The following is a 23577-nucleotide window of genomic DNA, read 5'->3' as shown; positions in this document are numbered from 1 at the left end:
TTTAGCTCATATCGTTCATGTGAACTGTATAAGGGGATTGGAAAATAGTAGGTGGAGTTGAGGGAGGGCTTTCGAGTAAAAACAAGTTTTTACGGGTTCAACATGGGAGTTGATGGGAGGGTATTCTCGGGCCATTCGCATTGGCCATCGGATCGAAGTCGCAGGCACACCAGCGCTGCAAGACGGGGAATTGAGCGGTGTAGGAGATCCGTACGAGTAGAGATAATACCACCCCACTGTAGCTGTGGCGGAGGTACAAGCGCTTATAGATCTACTGCTGCTGGTAGAAGTGGAGGGCTTTTTTGCCCTTCTTTTTGGCTGTTTGGCCGGATTTGCCGAGGTGAAGGGCACTTTTGCCCTTCTTTTTGGCTGTTTGGCCGAAACTGCCGAGATGAAGGGCACCTCTGCCCTTCTTTCCAGCTATCCAGCTGAAATTGCTGAGGTGAAGGGCACTTTTGCCCTTTTTTTTGGCTACATAGGCGTCTTCGCCACATTCTGCGGGATTTATACTGTACTTTTTAGTTACTTGTGCCACTTCCCAGACTTCTGCGGGATTTATACCGTTCTTTTTAGCTTCTTTAGCCATTCCCCTAGATTCTGCGGGATTTATACCGTTCTTTTTAGTTACTTGTGCCACTTCCCCGACTTCTACGGGATTTATACCGTTCTTTTTAGTTACTTAAGCCACTTTCCTAGATTCTACGGGATTTATACCGTTCTTTTTAGTTACTTAAGCCACTTTCCTAGATTCTACGGGATTTATACTGTACTTTTTAGTTACTTGAGCCACTTTCCCCGACTTCTACGGGATTTATACCGTTCTTTTTAGCTTCTTTAGCCATTTCTCCGATTTCTGCGGGATTTATACCGTTCTTTTCTCTCCAGCGACGTATTCACTTAATTCCACTGGTCTTACACCACACAATCGAGCGCTGAATTTATCTTTTCACACTACTGCCCCACTATTGAGCTAACTCCAACTGCCTTAGTATTAAAAGCAACTCCACTAGGCTCCCAGGTGTCAATAAAACTAAAAGCAGGAGGGAATGACATGTGCATTTCGTTAATTTGTGAATGAATAAGTGAGTGTGGCGTTAGAGTGTATTGCTAGAATGTAATCCAAGAGTGTATTCCAAAAGTGTATTCCAAGAGTGTACTCCAAGAGTATATTCTTAGAGTGTATTCCAAGAGTGTACTCCTAGAGTGTACTCCTAGAGTGTATTTCTAGAGTGTATTCCTAGAGGGTAATGGAGGAGTACCGGTTAACAGTAACTAGAAAAGTATCATCAAGATATGTTGTTCAGTACCTTCAGTCTGTTTAGTATCACTTTTTCAAGACCACTGCACCCAGCCTCTCAGGATAGCTGCCACACTTCATTCACCCAAGAGAGTAACCGGAGATCCTGACCATGTCCGGCAATAACGGATAATCCCAGTGGCAATCCACTTGTGGAGAGCATAGGTATTGTTACCTGAGGCAAACCCGCCAACCCTGCTATGCAACTCAACATCATCGCACCGCTACGATTCTCCTCCAATTGGCGCAAATCCCCTCCGCGCAGCGGCGCTGGTCCCGGAACTGTCGGAATCACAAGACAATTGTCCTCACCTAGCAGCAAGCGCATCTGATTAGAAATCTCTTTTTGCTTACATTTCGCAACACTATGATCCACTTCCGCCAAACTAGCAGCCCACGAGAATCGCGCTGCAATATCAGGTCCAAAGACTGGTTTCTCGTTCTCAATCCAAGCGCCATGAGTTTCCCAAATTTCATTCCCCTGCAATTCTCTAAAAACATCCATCCAGACCTTTAACCCCTCCAAAGCAATCTCTATCTCCATGAGATGATCTGCCCCGGATCGCAAACACCTTAATCCCTCCGATAAAATAGCTGCATTCTCCAGATTAACCAAAGCCCAGCAGTCAGTAGCAACAAATAAAGTACCCATTGTGTTTTTGTCTTCAATATTCTTTTTTACCTTGTTCTCCGGGCCGATCTCTAAAATTTTATCCGTACTCTTCTCAGCACTCTTCTCAATACGTTTCTCCAAAATCGTTTCTAAACTTTCCTTCTGGCTCTTTTCTAAATTATTTTTATCAGTCTTCACCATGTCTCCCTCTAAGTTGTTCTCTAAATTTTCCAATACATTCTTCTCTATGCTCTTCCCTACAGTTTCCTCTATACTACTTTCTATTTTCTTCGCCGTCTTCACAGATGTACTCCCAGCCACAAGCAACACTTCCCCTACCTGCTGGAGCACATCCAAACGATCTGACATCCAGCCAATGGTATCAAAAGCCGGAGATAATGGAATAACACCTTGGAAATCCACAGCTCCATGCGTTGGTCGAAAGCCATATACTCCGCAATAGGAGGAAGGTACTCGAATTGAGCCACCAGTGTCCGTACCGAGCGCAAAATCAACACTACCAGAAGCTACCGCTACTGCCGAACCACTTGAAGATCCGCCCGGGATACGACCTACAGCACGCGGATTAATCGGCGTTCCAAAATGATGGTTCTCGCCGCCCAGACTATACATCAGCTCATCCGTATGGGCAGCACCACGAAGTGTAGCACCCGACAACAGTAAACGATGTACAGCCACCGCATGCTCCGTGGACGGATGGTGGCTATGCAGCCAATCAGGATTACCTGCAGAAGAGCTGTGTCCAGCTACAGCGAATACATCTTTTACTGCAAAGGTCAGTCCATCCAATATCCCGCTACCTAAACTCTCAACCGTAAGCTCAGGATCTATAAACGCACCATACCGATTATCCAAAACCATAATTACTCCTCCTCCCTTCACCATTACTATCACAATCCCTCTAGTAGCCTTTCAGATCCGTCACCTTTTCTCCTACGATTCCTTCAGAGTCCTTCCGGCCGCTCCATCATTCCTATACTTACCACCCAATCGCCGCACCATCGCAGCGCGGGTCCGTTCCCCCACTGCGGTATCCATTGTCATCTATCGAAATCACATGAGCGTGCCCCATAACCCCATCGTAGTCATCTACTTTCCGGACAGTATGACCGGCTGCGGCCAAATCTGCCAGCACCTCATCAGCTACCCTACTCTCCACCTTCAGTTCTTGCGTAGGCTCTCCCCACGTTCTCCCCCACACAAAACGTGGCTCATTCACAGCTTTTTGTGGATTCATGCCATAATGCAGCATCCTTGTGAGCAGCAGAGTTTGAGTCTGTGGTTGACCTTCGCCACCTTGCGTCCCATACAAAATCACAGGTTTGCCCTCGCGGCAGGCCATCGCTGGCATCAGTGTGTGGAAGCTGCGCTTATGCGGCTCAAGCGTATTGATGTGCCCGGGGTCCAGCGAAAAAAACGAACCTCGATTCTGCAGCAGAATCCCAGTATCCCCAGCGACCACGCCCGAACCAAATTCAAAATACAGACTCTGAATAAAAGAGACCGCATTCCCGTCTTCATCCACAACCGCAGCATAAGCTGTATCACTGCCGATAGGCTGACTTGTCAGTTTTGCAGCTTTTTGCATCGAGATCGCCGACGCTACTTGTCCTGCATAACGTTTATCCAGCAGCTGCTCCAAAGGTATAGCACTAAAATCCGGATCCGTAAGCACCCTATCCCGATCGCGGAAGCTTAGCTTCAACGCTTCAACAAGCAGGTGGTAGTATTCATACGATCCATGCTCGATTGCTTCAAAATTGAAATACTCCAACATATTAAGACTCATTAGTCCTGTGAAACCTTGAGAGTTAGGCGGCACTTGGTACACCGTATGCCCGTGATAATCCGTATGAAGCGGCTCGCCCCACTCGCCCTGATGATCCGCAAAGTCATCCCGAGTCAGATACCCGCCAGTTGCCAGCATAAAGTCACAGATGTCCTCCGCAATCTTCCCCTTATAAAAAGCATCCCGCCCACCCGCCGCCAATGTCCGCAGGGTGGCCGCCAGCTGTTTTTGCTGGAATCGCGATCCAGCACAAGGAATCACGCCGCCTGGCGTGTAAATCGCTGCCGCCTCCGGCGACAGCGCAAAGCCCGCAACAGCCGTGTTATTCCGCTGATCCGGAGACAGCGGAAACCCCTCCAAAGCGTAACCAACGGCAGGCTCCAGTACTTCCGCCAGCGTAAAACGGCCATACTTACTCAGTATGGCATCCCAACTGTCTGCCATCCCCGGCACCGTAATGGCGCTGCGAATCCCCCGCCGTGGGATGAAAGCTTCCCCGGCGTAGCTGCTTCTGCGGACTCCATATCCGGAGCGCCCGCTTCCGTTATAGGCCCGAACACGCGCCTCTTGCGTGTTATAGGTCAACCAAAAGGAATCTCCGCCTAGCCCCGTCATATGCGGATATACTACAGCTAATGTCGCACTGATCGCCACCGCTGCATCAAAGGCATTCCCCCCTTTTTCCAACATACGTGCACCAGCAGCCGAAGCTAAATAATGGGGACTAACTACCATAGTTTTTGTGCCTATTACGGGTTTTTCCGCCATATCCCATCCCCCTATGTTTTACGGGTTTCACCGCCATGCCTATCCCTCTACGTTTTACGGGTTTCTCCCCTCCACCATGCCCATCCCCCTATGTTTTACGGGTTTTTCCGCCATGTCCCAACTCCTTATTTTTTGCGGCGGGATTCTTCAACATATTCAATCTCCTATATTCTGCGGCAGGTTCCTCTGCGAGCCCCCTATAACTTCTGGTTTAATTAGTGTCATTTAACATTACACGAAAATCCTTTGTCAATCGGTTACGCTGAAACGCAAAATAAACCTCTTCTTTTTGTGAGCTATGCACAAATAAGAGGTCATCTTTGTTTAACCTTGTAGATTCACGCCTACGAATATTATAAGATCATTTTAATTACAGGGAGCCGCATACTACCATGGCGTACTACCGTGACCTTTTGCCACCAAATCGCTACCTATCTCGAATATATATAGTCACCTTTTGCCACCAAATCGCTACCTATCTCGAATATGTCTAGTCACCTTTTGCCGCCATATAGCTACCTATCTCGGTTATGTCTTGTGGCTGCCTATCTCAGATATATCTAGCTGCATCTAACCTTAGTAAACTTAGCCACTTTTACTTAGGGGGGCTTGTGCTTTGGAACACCGAATAAACAATTTATTTTAAAATATATTGCGATAACACGGCCTGCACCTCGTAAATATTTACGGATTTATTGAAGGTCTTCTTCACCGGAAGCGTGCTGCTGGAAATGTAGATACATAGCTCCGCATCCAGATCAAAATGCCCTGCCGTCTCCACGGAATAATGCGAGATGCTTTTGTAAGGGATCGAATGATATTCTGTTTTTTTGCCCGTCAGACCTTGTTTATCCACCAAAATAAGCCGCTTGTCCGTAAAAATGAACATATCTCTAATCAGCTTATAGGCGCGTTCAATTTTCTCCTGAGGGGCAAGAATTTGTGCGTATTCCCGCTGGACCTCCGTAAGATTCACTTGCGATGCATTGCCCATTAATCCGTCAAAAAGTGCCATATCTCTTCCTCTTTTCATCCGTTAAATTTAGCTACTTGCCCCCCACTACAGAACCATATTATTCTATTTTTCATATTCTATGCTGTGTAAAAATACTCTCTGACATCTTTTTACTTGCTTATTTTTTGATTTTTGATTACACTGTCATTAAATTTACTAAGAGAGGGGTGTGGAAGGAATGGATCACAATTGGACCAACAGTGTTATGAGTCGGCTACCTAAAGCGATAGCTGGCATTGCTCATGTAAATGGCGATAACGGGAGAAGTCTGTCCATTTGTATGAATTTAATAACACTACACAATTGTGAAATGCCTTTCCTGCCATCACCCGGACGGATCAGTTAACCGGAGAATGATAAGGCCGTGGGGAAATTTCCCTACGGTCTTTTTTTATGGTTTTTTACAGGATTTCGGAGCCATTTAGGGTACTGGCGGTGCGAAGGGCATTCTTAAAGGAGAATATATATGATCATCCAATGCCAAAATGTTCAAAAATACCACGGGGCACAACTCGTGCTGAATAGCATTACCTTCGATATCCGCCAAGGGGAAAAAATTGGCCTGATCGGCCGCAACGGTTGTGGCAAAACGACACTATTCCACCTGCTGAACGGGGAAGAACGTCCGGATGAAGGGCAAATTTCAATACGCAAAGGTAGCGTAGTAGGCCTGCTGGCTCAAATACAAGAAGTTAGCGAAAAAGAAACCGTATATGATGTTCTACAGCGCAGCTTTGCTGAACCTTTGCAATGGCAGCACCGCCTGCGGGAGCTTGAGCTGGAAATGTCCAGCTTTAACAGCGGAACGGATGAAACCCTCTGGAATCGGCTGTTAAAAGAATATGGCAGCTTGCAGGATAAGTTCGAGGCCGCCGGAGGTTACGAGATCGAATCCTCTATTCAGCGCGTAGCCTCGGGTCTCGGGATCGGAACCGGACAATACAGCCGACTGTTCGCCTCTCTTTCAGGAGGAGAAAAAACAAAAGTCGGACTTGCGGAGCTGCTGCTACGCCGTCCAGACATCCTTCTACTGGATGAACCAACCAATCATCTCGATATGAATGCCATCGAATGGTTGGAGCAATTTTTACAGAGTTATGATGGAACAGTGCTGGCGATCTCCCATGACCGCTACTTTCTGGACGCTGTAGTCAAGAAAGTCATCGAGATTGAAGATGGCGAGGCTTTTACCTTCCACACCAACTACAGCGGCTATCAAGTGGAGAAGGAAACACGACTTCTTCAACAATTTGCTGATTATCAAGAGCAGCAGAAAAAAATAAAACAAATGCAGGAAAGCATCAAACGTCTCATTGAATTTGGCAATCGCGGGACTCCTCCTAACCCTTCCTTTTACCGGAGAGCAGCATCCATGCAAAAAGCACTGGATCGTATGGTGAAGGTTAAACGTCCCATTCTGGAGCGCAAATCAATGGATTTGCAGCTACAGCAAAATGACCGTTCCGGTAATCAGGTTGTCATTTTGGAGGATATCGGAAAAGCATATGGTCAGCGAAGCCTTTTCACAGAGGCAAACGAAGTGCTTCGCTACGGAGAGACTACGGCACTCATCGGCGGTAACGGGGCAGGTAAAAGTACACTTTTAAGAATTATTTTAGGGCAGGAAACCCCGGACAGCGGAAGCTGTACACTCGGTTCAAGAACTGTGGTCGGCTACCTCGCACAAGAGGCTGTTCCGGAAAATAACAAACAGTCTGTACTCCGCTACTTCCGCGAAGAAGCTGGACTTGAAGAAGGTGAAGCTCGCGGGCAGCTTGCACGTTTCCTATTCTATGGTCCCGATGTATTCAAAGACATTACGAATCTGTCCGGTGGTGAATGGACCCGCCTGCGTTTCGCTGTACTAATGCATCGCAAGCCAAACCTGCTGATTCTCGATGAGCCGACCAATCATCTGGACATAGATTCTCGTGAAGCACTCGAAGAAGCATTAGAGGAGTTTCCAGGCACAGTTCTGGCGGTATCTCATGACCGTTATTTCATCAATCGTCTATTTCACAAACTATGGTCCATTGAAGACGGGCGGTTTGGAGTGTTCAACGGAAACTATGAATATTACAAGGAAAAACAAGCTGAAAAAGCATTATTAGCTCCCTCTTTTGCGGATCAAGCTAAACCTTTCTCTGCAGAACGAACAAGTTCAGGCTCTGATAAGCCTCAATCTAACAATTCAGGGAAAGAAACCAACGCTAAATCCTCCAGTTCCCGTAGGAAAAACACCACCTTCGACTGGGAAACGGCCATTGCAGAGGTAGAGAAACGCCTTGGCGTGATCGATGCCAAGATGTTAGAGCCCCTGATCAGCAGCGATGCAGTTGAACTTGCTGAACTGCAACAAGAACGTGATGCGATACAGGAACAGTTGGATGAGCTCTATACAGGATGGATGGAGACAACTGATCTATAAATTGATCTATAAGGAGATGAGCATATGAGCAACAAAGAGAAAATTAAGTTGTTATGGAAAGAATATACCCAGCTTCATCCACAAAAAGCGGATAAATATGACGCCTGGGCCTTTGGTGACAGTCCCCAGATGGCCGATAAACTGCTCGATCTGGTGATTCATGGGATCAAGACAGGAACTGCTTCAAATTATGATATATTTGAAACTTGTGACGAGACGTTTCCGCAAGTTGGCGGGCACAGTATCGTGCTGGATGGTTCTGGTGATCCGCAGGCAATAATTATTACTACAGAGGTACAAATTATACCTTTTGATGAGGTTAGCGCTGAGTTTGCCTATACTGAAGGAGAGGGTGACCGGACGCTTAAGTCATGGCGTCATGATCATGAGCAGTTCTTCACCCGAGAATCCTTAAAATTCTTAAACAAACCCTTTGATCCAAAGATGAAAGTTGTTTGTGAGAATTTTAAAGTGGTATATACAAAAGGCTAAGATCTTCAGAAAACGCAAAAGGCTGTCTCTTCCACAAGGAAGGGACAGCCTTTTGTGTATACTATAAATTCAACAGAATTAGATCCTCATTAATTTATGGTTTAGTGCCAAAATCCCAAAATCCAGCCAATAACAGAGATCCATAACGGAATGCTGATTAAGATACCCCAAACCAGCCCAGTGGCAATATTGCCTTCTGCAGGACGCACCACATTTTCCTGTTTCAATGGAATGCTCAATTCTTCTTGTTCCATGCGATCCCCTCCTAAAATATCTTATCGTCACAGTAGAGGAAAAAATGTAGACCGCTCGACCCAAAAAATTAAAATTTTGAATTTTGGTAGATATAAAGGCTCAGCGGCCAAACCGTTGTAAGTGCTTACATATTAGATATTAACCAAATTTTGAATAATTAAAAACTTAAATTTGCGGAAGTCATACAGTATATGCAGATTCTTAGTCCAATATTACTACTTTTTCCGGATTTCGTAAATATTCAAACATCGTCCGAATCTGTGCCTCTGTATTCCGCTCTGCTGAGAGCTCAGGCAGCTTATCTTCTGCAAAAAAAGAAACTTCGCTTGTCTCTACCCCTTCCATTGCCTCTCCGCCCACAATGCGGCATAAAATAAAGAACTTATACACGTGATAAGGCTCCGGTGGATGGTTATGAAATTTCTTATCTAATACAGCCAGTAAGCGAACTGCTTCTGCCTCAAAACCCGATTCCTCTTTGATTTCTTTCACAACAACCTCACTCGGGGACAGTCCAATGTCTCCCCAACCACCAGGAAGCGCCCAATTCCCGTCCAACTTCTCGCGAACAAGTAGAATTTCATCCTCCCGGAATACAACACCACGGACATCAACTTTTGGAGTAGCATAACCCCCTTCACCCGCAAAGGAGAGTCTAATTCTCTCCTTGCTTTCGAAGGTATAATTAGCGAGGATATCTACACTGAGCTCCCGCAAAGCTTGATACCGTTCTATATCATAAACATCCTTAGCATAAGTTAATCCAGTCTGTGCGATGGCCTGAATTTCTTTGGCCCACGTTAACCATTTCTGCTCCATTGCTGCACCCCTTTTTCGGTACCTTGATTAGGATTACTGGCAAAGCATTAAATGACGCGAGAAGGCTCCTTTTTTAGCTTCACAACGGTCTATGATTGTAAATCCAGCTTCAGTGATCATCTCGTCCATCGGTTCAATCGCAACGATAACCACCCGATCTGCAATCCGGCGCGCATTCACTAGAATCGCGAACTGCTCCTCAGGTGTAATACTAGAATATAGATTATATGGCATATCTACAATGGCTACATCGTAATGATCAGTGATATCCGCAATATCCCCAAGCGTTACCTCACTGGTGAATCCAAAATGGGCAATATTTGTTCTCGCACCGGTAGCAATCATAGGGTTAATATCACGTCCAACCATGTCGATTCCCATTGACAAGGCTTCTACCATTACAGTTCCAATACCACAGCAAGGATCTATAGCACGTATACCTTCAGGATTCGGAATAGCCATATTAACCGCGGCACGGGCAACACGTGTACTAAGCGCGATAGAATAGCTGCGTGGCTTCTTCATTTGGCGGAACCAAGTTGCCTTGTTTTTATGATAAGATCCGAAGTACCAGCGTCCACCCAGCGTAACAATGCCGTATACCAGCTCCGGATGGTTAACATCCGCTTCTCCTTCAATCCGCAACCCAATTTCCCGCTCGATCACTCTGCGCTCATCATACTCTATTTTGTCTGCAGGGCCCAGATCGTTGGTCTTCACAAAAATAACCTTAAACGTCTTGCCGCCAAGCTCCACCTGCTCCGTTTGATCATAAATCTCAGGCAGACTATCCCCTTCATACATTACATCAATCCGCTCTTTAATGAAGGGACTGCGGCTGACATCCACTTCAACCTCACTCTTAAAAATAGCAGTCGGCACCTGCTCGCCAAAAAGACATCGCAGCTCCATCTGACACAGCGATAACTCGTCCTCTGAACAGGTGTAAGTATAAATAAATGTGTTTGTTCCACTTTCCGTATGCAATATAATCCATCCTCTATCCCAGTGAATTGTTCTGCTGTCTTGTTACTCCTGTGTGTCGTGCTGGTGGTCATAATCTATACGCGCTTTGGCGATCTTCCCATTGTTTTTGTTGACCCAGTCCACAAGCGAGGTTAAAGGTCCCAACAATGATTCTCCTATGCACGTCAGACCATATTCCACAGTCAATGGGACTGTAGGCGTTGCTTTACGCCAAACTAACCCATCCCGTTCCAAATGGCGCAGGGTCTGGGTCAGCATCCGTTGTGATATCCCTCCAGAGCGCCTTTGCAACTCTTTGAACCGCAAAGCTTCAATACCTAAATTGACTATGATCAGCACACTCCATTTGTCTCCCACCCTGTCCAGAATCTGGCGGGTAATGGAGCAATCCTCCAGCATCGGCATGAACCGGGTGGGTTCTTCCTTTGAATGTTCCAACTGTGGTTACCTCCATGTAACTTAAGCATGTAATAGTGCCTTCTTGTCCCTCAAGCCTATTCAGCTTATCATGGTTACTGTTAGTAATCAACAACCGGAAAGGAACTAATAAATCATGAAAAAGACCGTTGCCATCATGGGTGCAGGACCCGGCCTAGGACTCTCAATCGCCAAAAAATTCGGAGCCAACGGATTTCAAGTGGCATTAATCTCTCGAAATGAAGAGAAGCTGAACACCCTTGTTCAGGAACTGCAAGCACTGAATATCGAGGCTGCTGCTTTTCCTGCCGACGTATACAATAAAGAACAAGTAGCCACAGCCTTCGATAATATCAAGAAAAAATACGGCTTTATCGATGTGCTCGAATTCAGCCCGACAAGTGGAAATTACCCTCCTACTCCTGCTTCACAAGTAACCGAAGAAAATGCACAGGATGCCTTTCAGGCACTGGTTGTAGCCGCTATCCGCAGCGTAGCACAGGTATTGCCTGAGATGCTGGAGAAACGCAGCGGCGCACTGCTGTTCACAACTGGATTGTCCTCCGTCTATCCCATGCAGATGATGGGTAATGTTGGCATTGCGCTTAGCGGATTAAGAAACTACGCACTTAACCTGCATGCAGATTTGGCTCCACAAGGAATCTATGTAGGTCATTTAGCACTTGGTGTATTCATTAAACCCGGCACCGCTACAGATCCAGGACTCATCGCTGATGTTTGGTATGAGATGTATATGGACAAAAGCAAAGCTGAGGATACTTTTCCCAAAGGTGTGACACCGGCTACAATCATCTGGTGAGAGGTTTGCCCCATCGCTTTTGATCCATAGTGAGTTCTCCAGTATAATGGTTCCTATAGAATGCTAAACAAGACGGTCACGCATGGCCAATAAGCTTATGCCCAGGCGCTTACAAAGCCGGTTTTGCGCAGCAAAACTTAAGGAGGTACATACTCACTATGTCATACGAAACTTATTTTTCAACCCACCGGGATGAACATCTCGAAGAACTAAAACAATGGCTCAGAATTCCAAGTATTTCTGCCTTATCTGAACATAAGGACGATGTACTGAAGGCAGCCCATTGGCTGACAGACACCCTGAAAAAAGCCGGACTTGAGAACATTGAGTTGCATCCGACAGCGGGACATCCCGTTATATATGCCGATTATCTTCATGCTCCAGGCAAACCAACCATTCTCGTGTATGGTCACTACGATGTACAACCAGTAGATCCATTAAACCTATGGACCACACCTCCATTTGAACCAGAGATTCGTGATGGCAAGCTTTATGCACGCGGAGCAACAGATGACAAAGGACAAGTATTCGTTCACCTCAAAGCCATTGAGGCGATCCTGAAACAAGAAGGTACTCTTCCTGTGAATCTCAAGCTTTGCATCGAAGGTGAAGAAGAAATCGGCAGTGTGAATCTGCCTCCGTTCCTTGAGGCCAATAAAGAAAAGCTCGCTGCGGATGCGGTGTTAGTCTCCGATACATCCCTATTGGAACGCGGTCGTCCTGCCATCTGCACTGGGCTACGTGGACTAGCTTCCCTTGAAGTTGATGTAACTACCGCTTTGACAGACCTGCACTCCGGTTCTTACGGCGGCGGTGTTCCGAATGCACTGCATGCCCTAGTATCTTTGCTATGCTCGCTTCATGACGACAAAGGACGTGTATCTGTAGACGGATTCTATGATGGTGTTCCTGAACTTTCCCCAATGCTGCGGGAAGAATTCGTGAAGCAAGGTGTGAATGAAGATAAAATCCGCGAAGGTCTTGGATTGGAATCGTTATACGGGGAAGAAGGTTATTCCTTTGTAGAACGGATTGGCGCTCGTCCTACGCTTGAGCTTAACGGCGTATACGGCGGTTTCCAAGGGGAAGGCAGTAAGACGGTTATCCCTAAAGAAGCACATGCGAAGATTACCTGCCGCCTAGTTGGCGATCAGGATCCACAGCATATCCTCGATGCCGTTGAAGCACATCTGAAGGCTAATATTCAGACCGGAGCGAAAGTGCATGTTAAGCAAATGGAGAAGGCACGTGCCTTTAACATCGATCCGTCGAATCCTATTCTGCAAACTGCAGCAGACGCATATGGCAAAGTATATGGAACCCGTGCCCTCTTCACCAAAGACGGCGGCTCCATTCCGATCATGGAGAGCTTCTCCCGTGTACTGGAAGCACCTGTCGTTCTGATGGGCTTTGGTCTCGATGATGAGAACCTGCATGCACCGGATGAGCATTTCAACCTGGAGAACTTCGACAAGGGATTACTCACCATTGTTGAGTTCCTAAAGACTGTATAAGCTCCCTACAAACAATTAAAGCCAGGTTCCCTAAATTGGGAGCCTGGCTTTTTAGTATGCGGCCAAACAAAAGAGCATCATTGCTTAGTCCATTTATAAAACCACCATACCATTGCTATCACCATTATTATTAAAAGAAACATCAGGCTTTTAACTGAGCTACTTATTATTAAAGGTCTTAAATAAGCGATCATTATCCGTCCCCCATATAGAATGAATATAAAAGAGATATAATCACCATATCACTTAATACAAAATATTGAAATAGCAGAGAAACTCTGTGCTTAATCACAATTATTATCCTTCATGTAATATCTCCAGCAACAAAAATAAGCAACGTTTCAATCGTCCCTGAGATATTCTCCACTTTGCCATGACCATAAGGATGAGCTTTATCCGCAGAGCGACTCGACCATCGGACCGAGAAAAAAGCAATCAACGAAGCAACTAAATCTAAGGAGGAGTGGATCGCTTCCGAGATAATTGCTACTGAACCTGTAAGTACTCCGACCATAAGCTTTAAAGAAACGATAAATGTATTGCTAAGTACAGATAGGAACGCAATCTTTGCACCATTCAAAAGTTTCACAACCTTTTCTTAAAAGTACGCTATATTAAAGTTTTTCCATTAGGCAAATAGTATAAACAAAAAAATCCCACCAACCATTAATAGGCTGATGGGATATAAAAAAACCCTTGCATCGCAAGGATTTGGAAGTTTGAATTATGGAGCGGGTGATGGGAATCGAACCCACGCTATCAGCTTGGAAGGCTGAAGTTCTACCATTGAACTACACCCGCACTAGAAAGTGAATACAAGAGTTATTGTATCATCTCTACAAGTAAAAATCAACATTTTTTTAGTTTACAGGGAAGCGCCGAGGGGTGCCTTTTTTAAAAATATCGCCTCAAACTCTGCTGGTTGAATAGGTTTGCTGAACAGAAATCCTTGAGCTTCATGACAATGCTGTTCACGCAAAAACTGCAGCTGCTCCTTGTTCTCAACACCCTCAGCCGTAACCTTCAGCTTCAAATGATGCGCCATAGAAGTGATTGTAGAGACTATAGCAGCATTGTTGCTGTCCTCCATAACCTCTGATACGAACGACCTGTCTATTTTCAATCTGTCGATTGGCATGTTCTTTAGATAATGCAGGGAGCTGTAGCCTGTACCAAAATCATCAATACTGATGAAGACACCAAGCTCTTTCAGACGTTTCAGCTGATCAAAGGCTGTTTCTTTATCCAAGGTCATACTCTCAGTAATCTCAAGGTCGACATAACACGGATCTAATCCAATGTCGGTTAAGATGGTATGAATCCTCCCTGCTAGATTAGGCTGAAGGAATTGCCGCATAGATAGGTTGATGGAGACGCAAATCGGCACATAGCCGGCCAGCTGCCATTTTTTATTCTGCAGACAAGCTGTTTTAAGTACCCATTCCCCAATCGGAACAATGAGTCCACTCTCCTCAGCTAACGGGATAAATTCCGCAGGAGAGACCAGACCACGTTTCGGATGATTCCAGCGGAGCAGAGCTTCCATTCCTACGATCTCTTCCGTCTCCAGCAAAACCTTTGGCTGATACACCAGAAAGAATTCATTGCGTTCAAGCGCTCTGCGGAGGTCATTTTCCAGCTTTAGACGTTCCTTTGCTTTCATCTGCATAGCTGGGATATACCGGCGAATCTCCACTCCCTGTTCCTTGGCATTATGTACAGCCGTATCAGCATTCTGAATTAGATGTTCCGCAGTTTCACCGTCACCGGGATAAATACTTAACCCCATACTAAGCGAAATATGGTACTCCCCCGACTCTAAGGCAATAGGTACCTCAAACAATCGATGCAGCTCCGTAGCTCGTACCAAACATTCTCCAAGACTTGCTCTCTCCATCATAAGAAAAGCGAACTCATCCGCCCCCATACTATAAAGCTCTTCAGTAGATTTGGCCTCATTCACAAGCCGCTCAGACACCAGCTTCAATAAATGGTCTCCGGCAAAATGGCCCAGGGAGTCATTAATATTCTTGAAATGATTAATATTCATAATAGCTAACGCTGAGAATTTATCGCTCGTTTTCTTCTCTCCAGCAATAATCATCTCTTCTACACGCTGCGTCAGACGACGTCTATTGGGAAGTCCCGTTAAATCATCATGATAGGCTAAATAATTGATCCGCTCCTCAGCCAACTGCTTTTCGTAAAAAGGTTCTTCAATCGTCAGACGATATACTCCAGTAAGCAGCAAGTAGTAAGCAACTCCGCTACACACCATTCCAAAAAGATCATCTATATTGCCACTACTGAATGGACTCATAAAAAAGGCTTGGCCCAAAGAGAAAAAGATAAGTGCTCGAATAATAATAAGCAGTGAGGCTGACTTTTCATTTTTTTCAGGAAATACAATAACCGCAACACCTGCCAAGTAAACAAAAAGAACTGCTAAATCAGCAATCTGCTTCAATGGATTCATCCAAGGCTTAGTTAATAACTGAGGCAATGCCGAGTGGCTGAAAATAAACAAAACAATGGAAAGCACAATCAACATGAAGGCTATTCTAAACAATTTTCTTTTTTCAGAGACAGACACGGGCTTATCTTCCCTGCTAAAAATAAACAACATTCCTAAACCGCTGATTAGTCGTGAGAGGGTTCGCAGCCACAACGATTCTTCAAAAGTTATGAATGATGAAATCAACGGGACGCCGACAAAACCCAATGTATGCAAGAAATCAAGAATACATATTCCACCAAAAAGAGCAGCGGCATATAATCTTCCTTTAGATAATCTGCTAGAGAAGAATAACCAGCCCTGTGCAAATATTGCAAATCCAAAAGCAACATTACAGCAGCCGACAATGAGATAGAGAGAAGAAATAATATCCCAATCGTCCAATCGGTTAAGCGATGTATGGAAAATTTGAATTAAAAGGTACAGCAAGGCGCCTACAGCAGCTGCTTGAATTGTCTTTTTCTCTTCTTGTCTCATAAGTCCCTCGCGTCTGAAAATAATATCTATTAATTAACATTCAAGTATAGTTATGTCCTATGTATAAATATCGGCGGGATAGGACTTTTAAGTTACATTTCTTTTATGGGCATTCAAAAGGAAGGCGCGTTTATAAGTTATATATTCATAAATCTTGCATAAATATAAACCATTTTCTGCTAGCAGGCAACCAAAAAAGCACTTCCCCCTACGAAAGGGTTCAGTGCTTCTAAGAAACTCAAGTTTATTTGTCACCAAAGGTTACTTCTGGTGTTGTAAGCTTATCAAAAAAATCAACGGATTTATCCTTGTCTGCAGATGCACGAAGTGCCATTGCTGAACGTGGATGCTCATCAAGTGTACCTGTGATCATATAAGGAATGATATAGCCCCACTCCTCTTTCTCACGCAAAGGAATCATCAGGCGTTCAATAATATCAAGCACAGGGCGCAAGGAGTAACGTGTATTCTTCAAATGAGTTACTAACAGCTCTGTAGGGCAATTTCCTGCAGCTCGTCCCATTCCATAACAAGAAGCATCCAGTAACTCTACACCATTCTCAGCAGCAATCAACGTGTTGGAGAACGCCAACTGAAGATTATTGTGAGTATGTACGCCTAGACGTTTGTTTGGCAGATGTGTCTTGAACTTCTCAACCAGATAATTCATGTCATTGTGATCCAAGCTGCCGTATGAATCTACAATATATACCACATCAACAACGCTCTCACGGATCATTTCAAAAGCTTCCAACAATTCATTCTCCATAACATTAGACAAAGCCATAATGTTGATCGTTGTCTCATAGCCTAGATCATGGAAAGTTTGTACCAATTGCAAGGCTTTCTCTACATCTTTGCTGTAGCATGCCACACGAATCAAATCCAGCATACTTTCGCTGCGAGGCAAAATATCATTCTCATCCACGCGGCCGATATCAACCAAAGCAGATAGCTTGGTGTGACCTTTTTGCGGAATCACTTTACGCAGGAAATCATCGTCCAGAAAACGCCATGGTCCGGCACCCTCTGCTCCTTTGAGCAATTTTGGTGAATTTTTATAACCGATTTCCATATAATCAACACCAGCTTCATTCAAGCCGGCATATAAGTTTTGTACAAATTCCACACTGAAATCCCAGTTGTTCACTAGGCCCCCATCTCGGATGGTGCAGTCAACAATCTTACATTGATTAGTCTTCATAATTATCTCCCTTCAACTATTGCAATCATTATAACCGCGAATATAGCTTTACTATGCAATTTATATCGTATAATCATACTTTAATGAAGAATAAAATGTAAAGGAATTTCATCTTCTTCTCTTTAATGCTATTACCACATCGTGTCAGCGACAATGATCACAGTAAATAAGCCCTAAAAATGCTACATTACAAGAAAATCATTGAGATTGATTATCAGTCTCTTTTGGAGGGATAAAAATGGCTTCTACCTCTTGCTCATTACTGCGACTACAACCGGGTTCGACCGGATATATTCATAAAATAGAAGGAATCAACCCCATCCTGCGTCGTCGTCTGGCTGATCTTGGAGTGTCCGAGGGTGTGAGCATTCGCCTGAAAGGAAAAGGACCTTTTTTAGGACCTATTACCTTGGAATGCAATGGACAACTGTTCGCCATCCGCCGGAAGGAAGCTTCATTGATTGAGGTGAACGTGTCTTGAGTTCAATAGCACTTGTAGGTAACCCCAATACAGGTAAAACCTCTCTCTTCAATACATTGACCTCCTCATACGAATATGTTGGTAACTGGTCAGGGGTAACGGTAGAAAAGAAGATCGGCAGCCTGAAGAACGGCGCTGGCAAGCTCATTGATTTGCCGGGCATCTATTCCTTGCACCCACTCTCACGTGATGAGGGAGTTGCTGCCCAGTATTTAATAGAAGAATCTCCTGAAGCCTTAATTAATATCGTGGATGCTTCACAGCTGGAACGAAATCTGCTGCTCACGCTTCAATTACTTGAGTATGGCAAACCTACCTTACTCGGACTGAATATGATTGACGTCGCCAATGCACGTGGAATTCGCATCAATCATGAAGTCTTACAATCACGACTGGGTATAACTGTCCTCCCGCTTGTTGCAAGAACGGGAAAAGGCTGCGCACAAGTCCTCAGTATTTTAGAGAAATCCTCTGCGATTCCCGCTGTAAAGTTCAAGTTGAACTATGGTGAGATTGTAGAGCATGCGATATCTTCTATAGAAAAGGAATTACTTCCTATCAAGGACTTACCCAATCACCGCTGGATTTCTCTACAGCTTATGGAGCAGAATCCGGTTATTCTTCATTTTCTAAAGACACGTATGGACACCTCTCGCCTGCTAAACATCTGTGAATCCTGTCAGAGTGAGCTACAGATCAAAAAGCTGGCCCTGACGCTCCCCCAATGGATTCGCTCACAGCGGATGGAATATATTCACTCCATTTGTGAGGTTGTACTTGATACAACAACGCAGAAGCCTCATAACTTAACAGAAAGATTAGATTCCATATTGACGCATCGTTTTCTAGGACTGCCCTTATTTATCTTCTTTATGTATGCTCTCTTTAAGACCACATTTGACTGGGTTGGCGGACCTCTATCAGATCTCCTCGATGGCCTGATCTCCGGACCGATTAGTGATGGAGCCAATTCCCTGCTACAGACGCTTGGAGCATCCAGCTTCACGCATGCCCTGATCGTCGATGGATTAATTAGCGGTGTAGGGGGCGTCCTCGTCTTTGTCCCGCAAATCTTCATTCTCTTCCTGATCATTTCCTTCTTGGAGGATTCAGGATACATGGCTCGGGTTTGCTTATTAATGGACAGCACGATGGAACGTATGGGACTAAACGGAAAAGCATTTATTCCATTCATCATTGGCTTCGGCTGCAATGTACCTGCCATAATGGCGGCGCGCAGCATCGAACAGCCCAAAGACCGAATGCTGACCACCTTGCTAATGCCACTGATGTCCTGTTCTGCGAGACTGCCTGTTTACGCTTTATTCGCAGCAGTATTTTTCCCGGCGCAAGAGGCCGTAGCAGTTCTGTCCATGTATGTGATGGGTATTGTGTTTGCGCTGATTCTTTGTAAGGTATTCTCTAAATATTTATTCAAAAATGAATCCTCAGTTTTCATGATCGAGCTTCCACCTTATCGTATGCCGCAGATCAAGACCTTATCGCGCAGCACTTGGGAAAAGGGCAAAGGTTTCCTGCGAAAAGCTGGAACTATTATTCTTGCAGGCTCAGCAATTATTTGGTTTATGTCTTATGCGGGTCCTGGCGGGTTTGATGTGGACATGGATCACAGCTTCCTGGCTAAGTTTGGAGGTATGATCGCACCGCTACTGGCACCGCTTGGTTTCGGAACATGGCAGGCTGGCTCTACATTGGTTCCGGGCTTTTTGGCAAAAGAGGTCGTAGTCTCTACCATGAATATCATCTATCATGCACCAGATGCTGCTGGTTTAGAAAATCAAATTTCTCAAGTCTTCACACCATTGAGTTCGATCAGCTTTATGGCCTTTATCCTGCTATATATTCCTTGTTTGGCTACTGTAGGGGTGATCAAAAAAGAAACAGCATCTTGGAAATGGACCTTCTTCTCCATGGGGTATTCTCTCGTTCTGGCGTATATCGTATCTTTAATTATTTTTCAAGGCGGACGGTTATTAGGATGGTCGTAGACTTGTAAATTATAAGATTCTCATGATGAAAGTGGGGTACCATTATGATAAATGTTGTGATTGTCGCCTTAATTTTCGGTTATTCTGGCTGGACCATCTATCGACATGTGCAAAAGGGGAAGCAGGGCGCTTGTGCAGGCTGTGATAAAGGAAAAAGCTGCTCGGCAGCATCGATGGATTCCCCTCTTTCTTGTTGTTCAACACCGGTTAACAACAAGAAGTAAGCTTGTAAAACGAGCAATAAATAGAGATTTATCGTTTAGCCTCCTTAACTAACGGGTATGTTTGTTATAAGCAACTACAGACAATACCAAGGAGGTAATTCCTATGAATACCAAAAAGACATTATTTACAACAGTCGCATTGGGAGCAGTATATTTACTGAAGAATAAGGGAACTCGCGATAAAATTATGAACGGCATTCAATCCTACACTTCCCAATCGAAGGCAAAAAAATCCAGTGGTACTGTTTAAGCTTCTGCTCTTGGATTTCAATAAAGGGGTGTTCCCTAAACCAGACTCTGGTTTAGGGAACACCCCTTGTTGTTTAGAACGGACAGCTCCCCGGATGTTTAGATCTCGCTTTCGCTCAGCAGCCACTGAATGATAGAACGAACCATGACACCTGTTGCTCCCTTAGGATTAACTCCACGTTCTTTAGATACATATGCAGTGCCAGCAATGTCTAGATGAATCCATGGCAAGCCCTCAGCAAACTCACCTACAAATAATCCGCCTGTAGTAGCTCCACCATATCTTCCAGCAGTGTTACGGATATCGGCAACCTCGCTCTTTAGCATCTCACGAAATTCCGGGTATGCCGGAAGCGGCCAGACCTTTTCCCCTGAATAGCTTGAAGCGGCCAGAAATCGCTCCAGAAACGCTTCATCATTAGTCACAGCACCCGTTGCTATATCTCCCAAAGTGGACAACACAGCGCCTGTCAGCGTAGCTACATCGATAATACGTTTCGCTCCCCATTCCCTAGCATAAGTCAGAGCATCTCCCAGGACAATTCTGCCTTCAGCGTCGGTATTCAACACTTCTATCGTTCGTCCGCTCATGGAGGTAATAACATCTCCAGGCTTAAAAGCATTGGCCGATGGCATATTCTCCGCAGAAGGAATAACCATAACGACATTAATTCGTGGACGTAAGCGGCCAAGTGCCTCCATTACTCCGAGTACTGCCGCTGCCCCTCCCATATCACTAATCAGCTCTTCCATACCTGATGCTCTTTTTAAGGAGATCCCGCCGGTGTCAAAGGTAACTCCCTTCCCTACAAGCCCCACTACGTTATCCCAATTCCCTGTCCCCTGATAACGGATGACGATCATTCGTGGAGGGTTTACACTTCCTTTTCCGACGGCGAGCAATCCGCCCATTCCTTTTTGCTCAATTTCCCGTTCATCCAGCACCTCAGAAGGAAAGCCATATCGCTCAGCAACCTCTATAGCGGCCACAGCAAGGTCTGAGGGAGTCAATAGATTACCAGGCATGTTGGTCAAGCTCCGCGCCAAATTCGTGGCCTCACCGAAAGCTAGCCCCTTCTGAATGCCTTGAGTCCAATCCCGCCCGGCAGTACCCTCTAATTTCTCTTTTATAGTGAAAACAACTGCTGTTGGGCCTGTATAAAAAGACTGCACCTGCTTATAGGTAGCCCGACGATAGGAACCAAGCATTAGCCCCTCCGTCAGCGCATAAGCAATAGAAGTCACATCCTTCTCTACGGTAAGCTCCTGTAATTTGTCCGGCACTTCAAATACCAGCTTGAGCGCCTTCAAACGAAGTGCTGCACGGGCTGTCTGAGCCCCCATTTGCCTTAGATCCTCAGTCGTGAGAAGTTGGTCCCCCCTGCCAACCAAAATAACAACAGGACAACCAGATGAATTCTCAGCAGGTAGTACATAAGTCTGATTAAGCTTGCCTTTAAATAAACCTGCCTTTCCCAATAGGCGAATTCTGTCATCCCAGCCCTCGCAAAAGCCTCCATTTTCGACCTCAGACTCAGAAATAATAAGGATAAGGGCATCACCCTGCACATTGTTGGCAACACCACTGTTGTATTCTATATTCATTGTGATTCCCTCCATTTGTTTCCCCAAACCAACACCCATTGTAACATAAGCAAAGGCTGATCTCCGCATCTGTATTATCCGCAGGGATCAGCCTCTTATTACTTATTCTAATGGATTAATGGCAAAGAGATCACAAAATGAGTACCCTCGTTGACTCTGCTGCTAACAGAAATGCATCCGCCATGATTTTTGATGATGCGGTCACTTACGGAAAGACCCAATCCTGTACCATTCTCTTTAGTAGTAAAGAAAGGATTAAATAACCTGTCCAGTGTACGAATATCCATTCCTTTACCGTTGTCAGATATGAACATACGGACCTCAGAGCCTTCTCTGCGGGCACCAACCTCGATTTTCCCCATCGAATCATCTTCTCGATCCGCTACAGCCTCCATTGCATTTCTAATCATATTAAGCACAACTTGCTTCATCTGTTTGACATCGCCAGAAATCACCATGTCCTCTTGAAGAGGATGAAGATTGATCTGGCAGCCCTTCATTAAAGCTTCGCTCTCTGTAAGGAGAACAACCTCCTTGAGCAATGCGGACACGGGTATCATCCCCACCTGCGGAACTGACGGCTTAGAGGAGGACAGAAATTCATGGATAATATCGTTCGCACGATCGATCTCGGCCAATATAATCTTGGCATATTCCTCTTTCCCCAGTTGATGCAAGTATGGATGAAGCAGTTGAATAAATCCCCGGATCGCGGTCAACGGATTCCGGATTTCATGGGCAATAGATGCGGATAATTTGCCTAGCATAGCCAAGCTATCGTTCTGGTAAGCCGTTTGTTCGATTAACTTATAATCCGAGATTTCCTTGACAGTGAACAAATAACAGCCTTTCATTTGCTCTCCGCAGCATAAAGTAACCTTCCAGTAACGGCCATACTCGTCTAGAAACTCATAATTTAATTTTCCTTTGTATACCATCTCTCTGTAGCTCTGCAGTACTTGTTTTTTCTTGGAACGGCTCAGTCGAACATTAGACAGCAGATGGGAAAATGTGCAGCCCACAAGAGAGTGACGGGTAAGCTCAAGCATCCCGTACATTTGCTTATTTACAAAACTTATAACTCCCTCTTCATCAAAAAGCATGATTCCGCTGTCAATATTCTCTAGAACATCCTCGTATGTAGTATCCACAGGTCCAGTTTGATAGGTTCTTCCCGGTAATAGAAGACTTTCTTGATATTGGCTAATCACGATACGAAGTTCCCCCTTTTACTGCATTTGACGAAGACGCTTAAGCGACATCAAATTACTATGTATTTGAGTGTATGACGAAGCCGCCAGAACATTCGGTAATCGTTGCACTTTTTCCAACCGGTTCAATTATATTCCAATCATATCCAAGAGAACTAGACAACGCAATCGGAGAAACTGTCGAATGGTAAAAAAATTCATAAAATGATTCCAAAGACATATGAAACATCACATCAAATTATATTTATCGCTATTTATTCGCCTAAATGATTTAAAACAATCTAAAAAGGATCACGAAAAGCTAAAAAGGATTATAAAAAGCTAAAAAGCCCCCGCGATTGCGGAGGCTTACATGGAAAAATGGGGC

21 protein-coding genes, 1 tRNA gene and 1 pseudogene are annotated in these 23577 nt (G+C 44.9%); 9 read left to right on the top strand and 14 right to left on the bottom strand.

Translation table 11 applies throughout. The features are described 5' to 3' along the window. Positions 1 to 271 precede the first annotated feature (271 nt). The 4 genes from NST25_RS06545 to NST25_RS06530 form a co-directional block, all read right to left on the bottom strand. Positions 272 to 586, bottom strand: coding sequence for a hypothetical protein (locus NST25_RS06545; protein ID WP_340393513.1), 315 nt, complete (start codon positions 584 to 586; stop codon positions 272 to 274). A gap of 769 nt (positions 587 to 1355) precedes the next feature. Then, complete coding sequence (locus NST25_RS06540; protein ID WP_340393511.1) at positions 1356 to 2792, bottom strand: amidase family protein; 1437 nt, start codon at positions 2790 to 2792, stop codon at positions 1356 to 1358. A gap of 118 nt (positions 2793 to 2910) precedes the next feature. Then, complete coding sequence (gene ggt / locus NST25_RS06535; RefSeq protein WP_340393509.1) at positions 2911 to 4488, bottom strand: gamma-glutamyltransferase; 1578 nt, start codon at positions 4486 to 4488, stop codon at positions 2911 to 2913. Positions 4489 to 5125: 637 nt separating this feature from the next. After that, complete coding sequence (locus NST25_RS06530) at positions 5126 to 5503, bottom strand: PH domain-containing protein (protein ID WP_036680049.1); 378 nt, start codon at positions 5501 to 5503, stop codon at positions 5126 to 5128. 178 nt (positions 5504 to 5681) lie between these two features. Between NST25_RS06530 and NST25_RS06525 the strand changes: the two genes are divergently transcribed. From NST25_RS06525 to NST25_RS06515, 3 genes are all read left to right on the top strand, one after another. Beyond that, positions 5682 to 5849, top strand: a complete 168-nt coding sequence (locus NST25_RS06525; RefSeq protein ID WP_162636617.1) for a hypothetical protein — start codon at positions 5682 to 5684, stop codon at positions 5847 to 5849. Positions 5850 to 5969: 120 nt separating this feature from the next. Further along, positions 5970 to 7931: an ABC-F family ATP-binding cassette domain-containing protein gene (locus tag NST25_RS06520; protein WP_076125458.1), complete on the top strand. Its 1962-nt coding sequence runs from the start codon at positions 5970 to 5972 to the stop codon at positions 7929 to 7931. A 24-nt stretch (positions 7932 to 7955) separates the two neighbouring features. Then, positions 7956 to 8423 (top strand): ASCH domain-containing protein, encoded by a 468-nt coding sequence (locus tag NST25_RS06515; RefSeq protein ID WP_340393507.1) that lies wholly within the window; start codon positions 7956 to 7958, stop codon positions 8421 to 8423. Positions 8424 to 8524: 101 nt separating this feature from the next. Here the strand turns inward: NST25_RS06515 and NST25_RS06510 are convergent, their stop codons facing one another. From NST25_RS06510 to NST25_RS06495, 4 genes are all read right to left on the bottom strand, one after another. Next, positions 8525 to 8677: a hypothetical protein gene (locus NST25_RS06510; protein WP_155288093.1), complete on the bottom strand. Its 153-nt coding sequence runs from the start codon at positions 8675 to 8677 to the stop codon at positions 8525 to 8527. 202 nt (positions 8678 to 8879) lie between these two features. Continuing rightward, entirely contained in the window at positions 8880 to 9497 is a 618-nt protein-coding gene (locus tag NST25_RS06505) for an NUDIX hydrolase (protein WP_076125462.1), read from the bottom strand. Between the two features lie 33 nt (positions 9498 to 9530). Further along, a complete protein-coding gene (locus tag NST25_RS06500; RefSeq protein WP_340393505.1) occupies positions 9531 to 10484 on the bottom strand; it encodes an RNA methyltransferase in 954 nt (317 codons plus the stop codon). Positions 10485 to 10526: 42 nt separating this feature from the next. Beyond that, on the bottom strand, positions 10527 to 10922 hold the full coding sequence (locus NST25_RS06495) for a helix-turn-helix domain-containing protein (RefSeq protein ID WP_340393503.1): 396 nt from the start codon (positions 10920 to 10922) through the stop codon (positions 10527 to 10529). A gap of 115 nt (positions 10923 to 11037) precedes the next feature. Between NST25_RS06495 and NST25_RS06490 the strand changes: the two genes are divergently transcribed. Next, complete coding sequence (locus NST25_RS06490; RefSeq protein ID WP_340393501.1) at positions 11038 to 11721, top strand: SDR family NAD(P)-dependent oxidoreductase; 684 nt, start codon at positions 11038 to 11040, stop codon at positions 11719 to 11721. Between the two features lie 158 nt (positions 11722 to 11879). Then, positions 11880 to 13235, top strand: coding sequence for a dipeptidase (locus NST25_RS06485; RefSeq protein WP_340393499.1), 1356 nt, complete (start codon positions 11880 to 11882; stop codon positions 13233 to 13235). 316 nt (positions 13236 to 13551) lie between these two features. Here NST25_RS06485 and NST25_RS06480 read toward each other — a convergent pair. The 4 genes and pseudogenes from NST25_RS06480 to NST25_RS06465 form a co-directional block, all read right to left on the bottom strand. Further along, positions 13552 to 13815 (bottom strand): annotated as a pseudogene (locus tag NST25_RS06480) (cation diffusion facilitator family transporter); the annotation flags it as partial. Between the two features lie 147 nt (positions 13816 to 13962). Further along, positions 13963 to 14036: transfer RNA gene (locus NST25_RS06475), tRNA-Gly, on the bottom strand. Positions 14037 to 14100: 64 nt separating this feature from the next. Next, complete coding sequence (locus tag NST25_RS06470) at positions 14101 to 16227, bottom strand: EAL domain-containing protein (protein ID WP_340393497.1); 2127 nt, start codon at positions 16225 to 16227, stop codon at positions 14101 to 14103. A 244-nt stretch (positions 16228 to 16471) separates the two neighbouring features. Further along, the gene (locus tag NST25_RS06465) at positions 16472 to 17431 is read right to left on the bottom strand and encodes an aldolase catalytic domain-containing protein (RefSeq protein WP_170914180.1); all 960 of its coding nucleotides are present in this window, start codon (positions 17429 to 17431) and stop codon (positions 16472 to 16474) included. 238 nt (positions 17432 to 17669) lie between these two features. Here NST25_RS06465 and NST25_RS06460 point away from each other — a divergent pair, with 238 nt between their 5' ends. From NST25_RS06460 to NST25_RS06445, 4 genes are all read left to right on the top strand, one after another. Continuing rightward, on the top strand, positions 17670 to 17912 hold the full coding sequence (locus tag NST25_RS06460) for a FeoA family protein (RefSeq protein WP_036680093.1): 243 nt from the start codon (positions 17670 to 17672) through the stop codon (positions 17910 to 17912). Continuing rightward, the gene (gene feoB, locus NST25_RS06455; RefSeq protein WP_076302178.1) at positions 17909 to 19921 is read left to right on the top strand and encodes a ferrous iron transport protein B; all 2013 of its coding nucleotides are present in this window, start codon (positions 17909 to 17911) and stop codon (positions 19919 to 19921) included. Before NST25_RS06460 ends, feoB begins: the two co-directional genes overlap by 4 nt. Positions 19922 to 19965: 44 nt before the next feature. Continuing rightward, the gene (locus NST25_RS06450; RefSeq protein ID WP_038569228.1) at positions 19966 to 20145 is read left to right on the top strand and encodes a FeoB-associated Cys-rich membrane protein; all 180 of its coding nucleotides are present in this window, start codon (positions 19966 to 19968) and stop codon (positions 20143 to 20145) included. 103 nt (positions 20146 to 20248) lie between these two features. Beyond that, the gene (locus NST25_RS06445; protein WP_172628785.1) at positions 20249 to 20395 is read left to right on the top strand and encodes a hypothetical protein; all 147 of its coding nucleotides are present in this window, start codon (positions 20249 to 20251) and stop codon (positions 20393 to 20395) included. Between the two features lie 98 nt (positions 20396 to 20493). On the opposite strand, the gene NST25_RS06440 is transcribed toward NST25_RS06445, so the two are convergent. Next, positions 20494 to 21999, bottom strand: coding sequence for a leucyl aminopeptidase (locus NST25_RS06440; RefSeq protein ID WP_340393494.1), 1506 nt, complete (start codon positions 21997 to 21999; stop codon positions 20494 to 20496). Positions 22000 to 22106: 107 nt separating this feature from the next. Continuing rightward, positions 22107 to 23210 carry an ATP-binding protein gene (locus tag NST25_RS06435; RefSeq protein ID WP_076192990.1) on the bottom strand — a complete coding sequence of 368 codons (1104 nt, stop codon included), beginning with the start codon at positions 23208 to 23210 and terminating at the stop codon, positions 22107 to 22109. Positions 23211 to 23577: the final 367 nt, after the last annotated feature.

Origin of the sequence: Paenibacillus sp. FSL E2-0190 (assembly GCF_037992965.1) — a bacterium.
Classification (GTDB): domain Bacteria; phylum Bacillota; class Bacilli; order Paenibacillales; family Paenibacillaceae; genus Paenibacillus_AQ; species Paenibacillus_AQ odorifer.
Note: the sequence above shows the minus strand (reverse complement) of the source record. Positions and strands in the feature narration are given on the sequence as shown.

What these genes read in the sequence shown, in the direction of transcription:
- NST25_RS06545 (WP_340393513.1), bottom strand. Translation starts at nt 586, where the DNA reads ATGGCTAAAGAAGCTAAAAAGAACGGTATAAATCCCGCAGAAGTCTGG.
- NST25_RS06540 (WP_340393511.1), bottom strand. Translation starts at nt 2,792, where the DNA reads ATGGTTTTGGATAATCGGTATGGTGCGTTTATAGATCCTGAGCTTACG.
- ggt (WP_340393509.1), bottom strand. Translation starts at nt 4,488, where the DNA reads ATGGCGGAAAAACCCGTAATAGGCACAAAAACTATGGTAGTTAGTCCC.
- NST25_RS06530 (WP_036680049.1), bottom strand. Translation starts at nt 5,503, where the DNA reads ATGGCACTTTTTGACGGATTAATGGGCAATGCATCGCAAGTGAATCTT.
- NST25_RS06525 (WP_162636617.1), top strand. Translation starts at nt 5,682, where the DNA reads ATGGATCACAATTGGACCAACAGTGTTATGAGTCGGCTACCTAAAGCG.
- NST25_RS06520 (WP_076125458.1), top strand. Translation starts at nt 5,970, where the DNA reads ATGATCATCCAATGCCAAAATGTTCAAAAATACCACGGGGCACAACTC.
- NST25_RS06515 (WP_340393507.1), top strand. Translation starts at nt 7,956, where the DNA reads ATGAGCAACAAAGAGAAAATTAAGTTGTTATGGAAAGAATATACCCAG.
- NST25_RS06510 (WP_155288093.1), bottom strand. Translation starts at nt 8,677, where the DNA reads ATGGAACAAGAAGAATTGAGCATTCCATTGAAACAGGAAAATGTGGTG.
- NST25_RS06505 (WP_076125462.1), bottom strand. Translation starts at nt 9,497, where the DNA reads ATGGAGCAGAAATGGTTAACGTGGGCCAAAGAAATTCAGGCCATCGCA.
- NST25_RS06490 (WP_340393501.1), top strand. Translation starts at nt 11,038, where the DNA reads ATGAAAAAGACCGTTGCCATCATGGGTGCAGGACCCGGCCTAGGACTC.
- NST25_RS06485 (WP_340393499.1), top strand. Translation starts at nt 11,880, where the DNA reads ATGTCATACGAAACTTATTTTTCAACCCACCGGGATGAACATCTCGAA.
- NST25_RS06470 (WP_340393497.1), bottom strand. Translation starts at nt 16,227, where the DNA reads ATGAGACAAGAAGAGAAAAAGACAATTCAAGCAGCTGCTGTAGGCGCC.
- NST25_RS06465 (WP_170914180.1), bottom strand. Translation starts at nt 17,431, where the DNA reads ATGAAGACTAATCAATGTAAGATTGTTGACTGCACCATCCGAGATGGG.
- NST25_RS06460 (WP_036680093.1), top strand. Translation starts at nt 17,670, where the DNA reads ATGGCTTCTACCTCTTGCTCATTACTGCGACTACAACCGGGTTCGACC.
- NST25_RS06450 (WP_038569228.1), top strand. Translation starts at nt 19,966, where the DNA reads ATGATAAATGTTGTGATTGTCGCCTTAATTTTCGGTTATTCTGGCTGG.
- NST25_RS06445 (WP_172628785.1), top strand. Translation starts at nt 20,249, where the DNA reads ATGAATACCAAAAAGACATTATTTACAACAGTCGCATTGGGAGCAGTA.
- NST25_RS06440 (WP_340393494.1), bottom strand. Translation starts at nt 21,999, where the DNA reads ATGAATATAGAATACAACAGTGGTGTTGCCAACAATGTGCAGGGTGAT.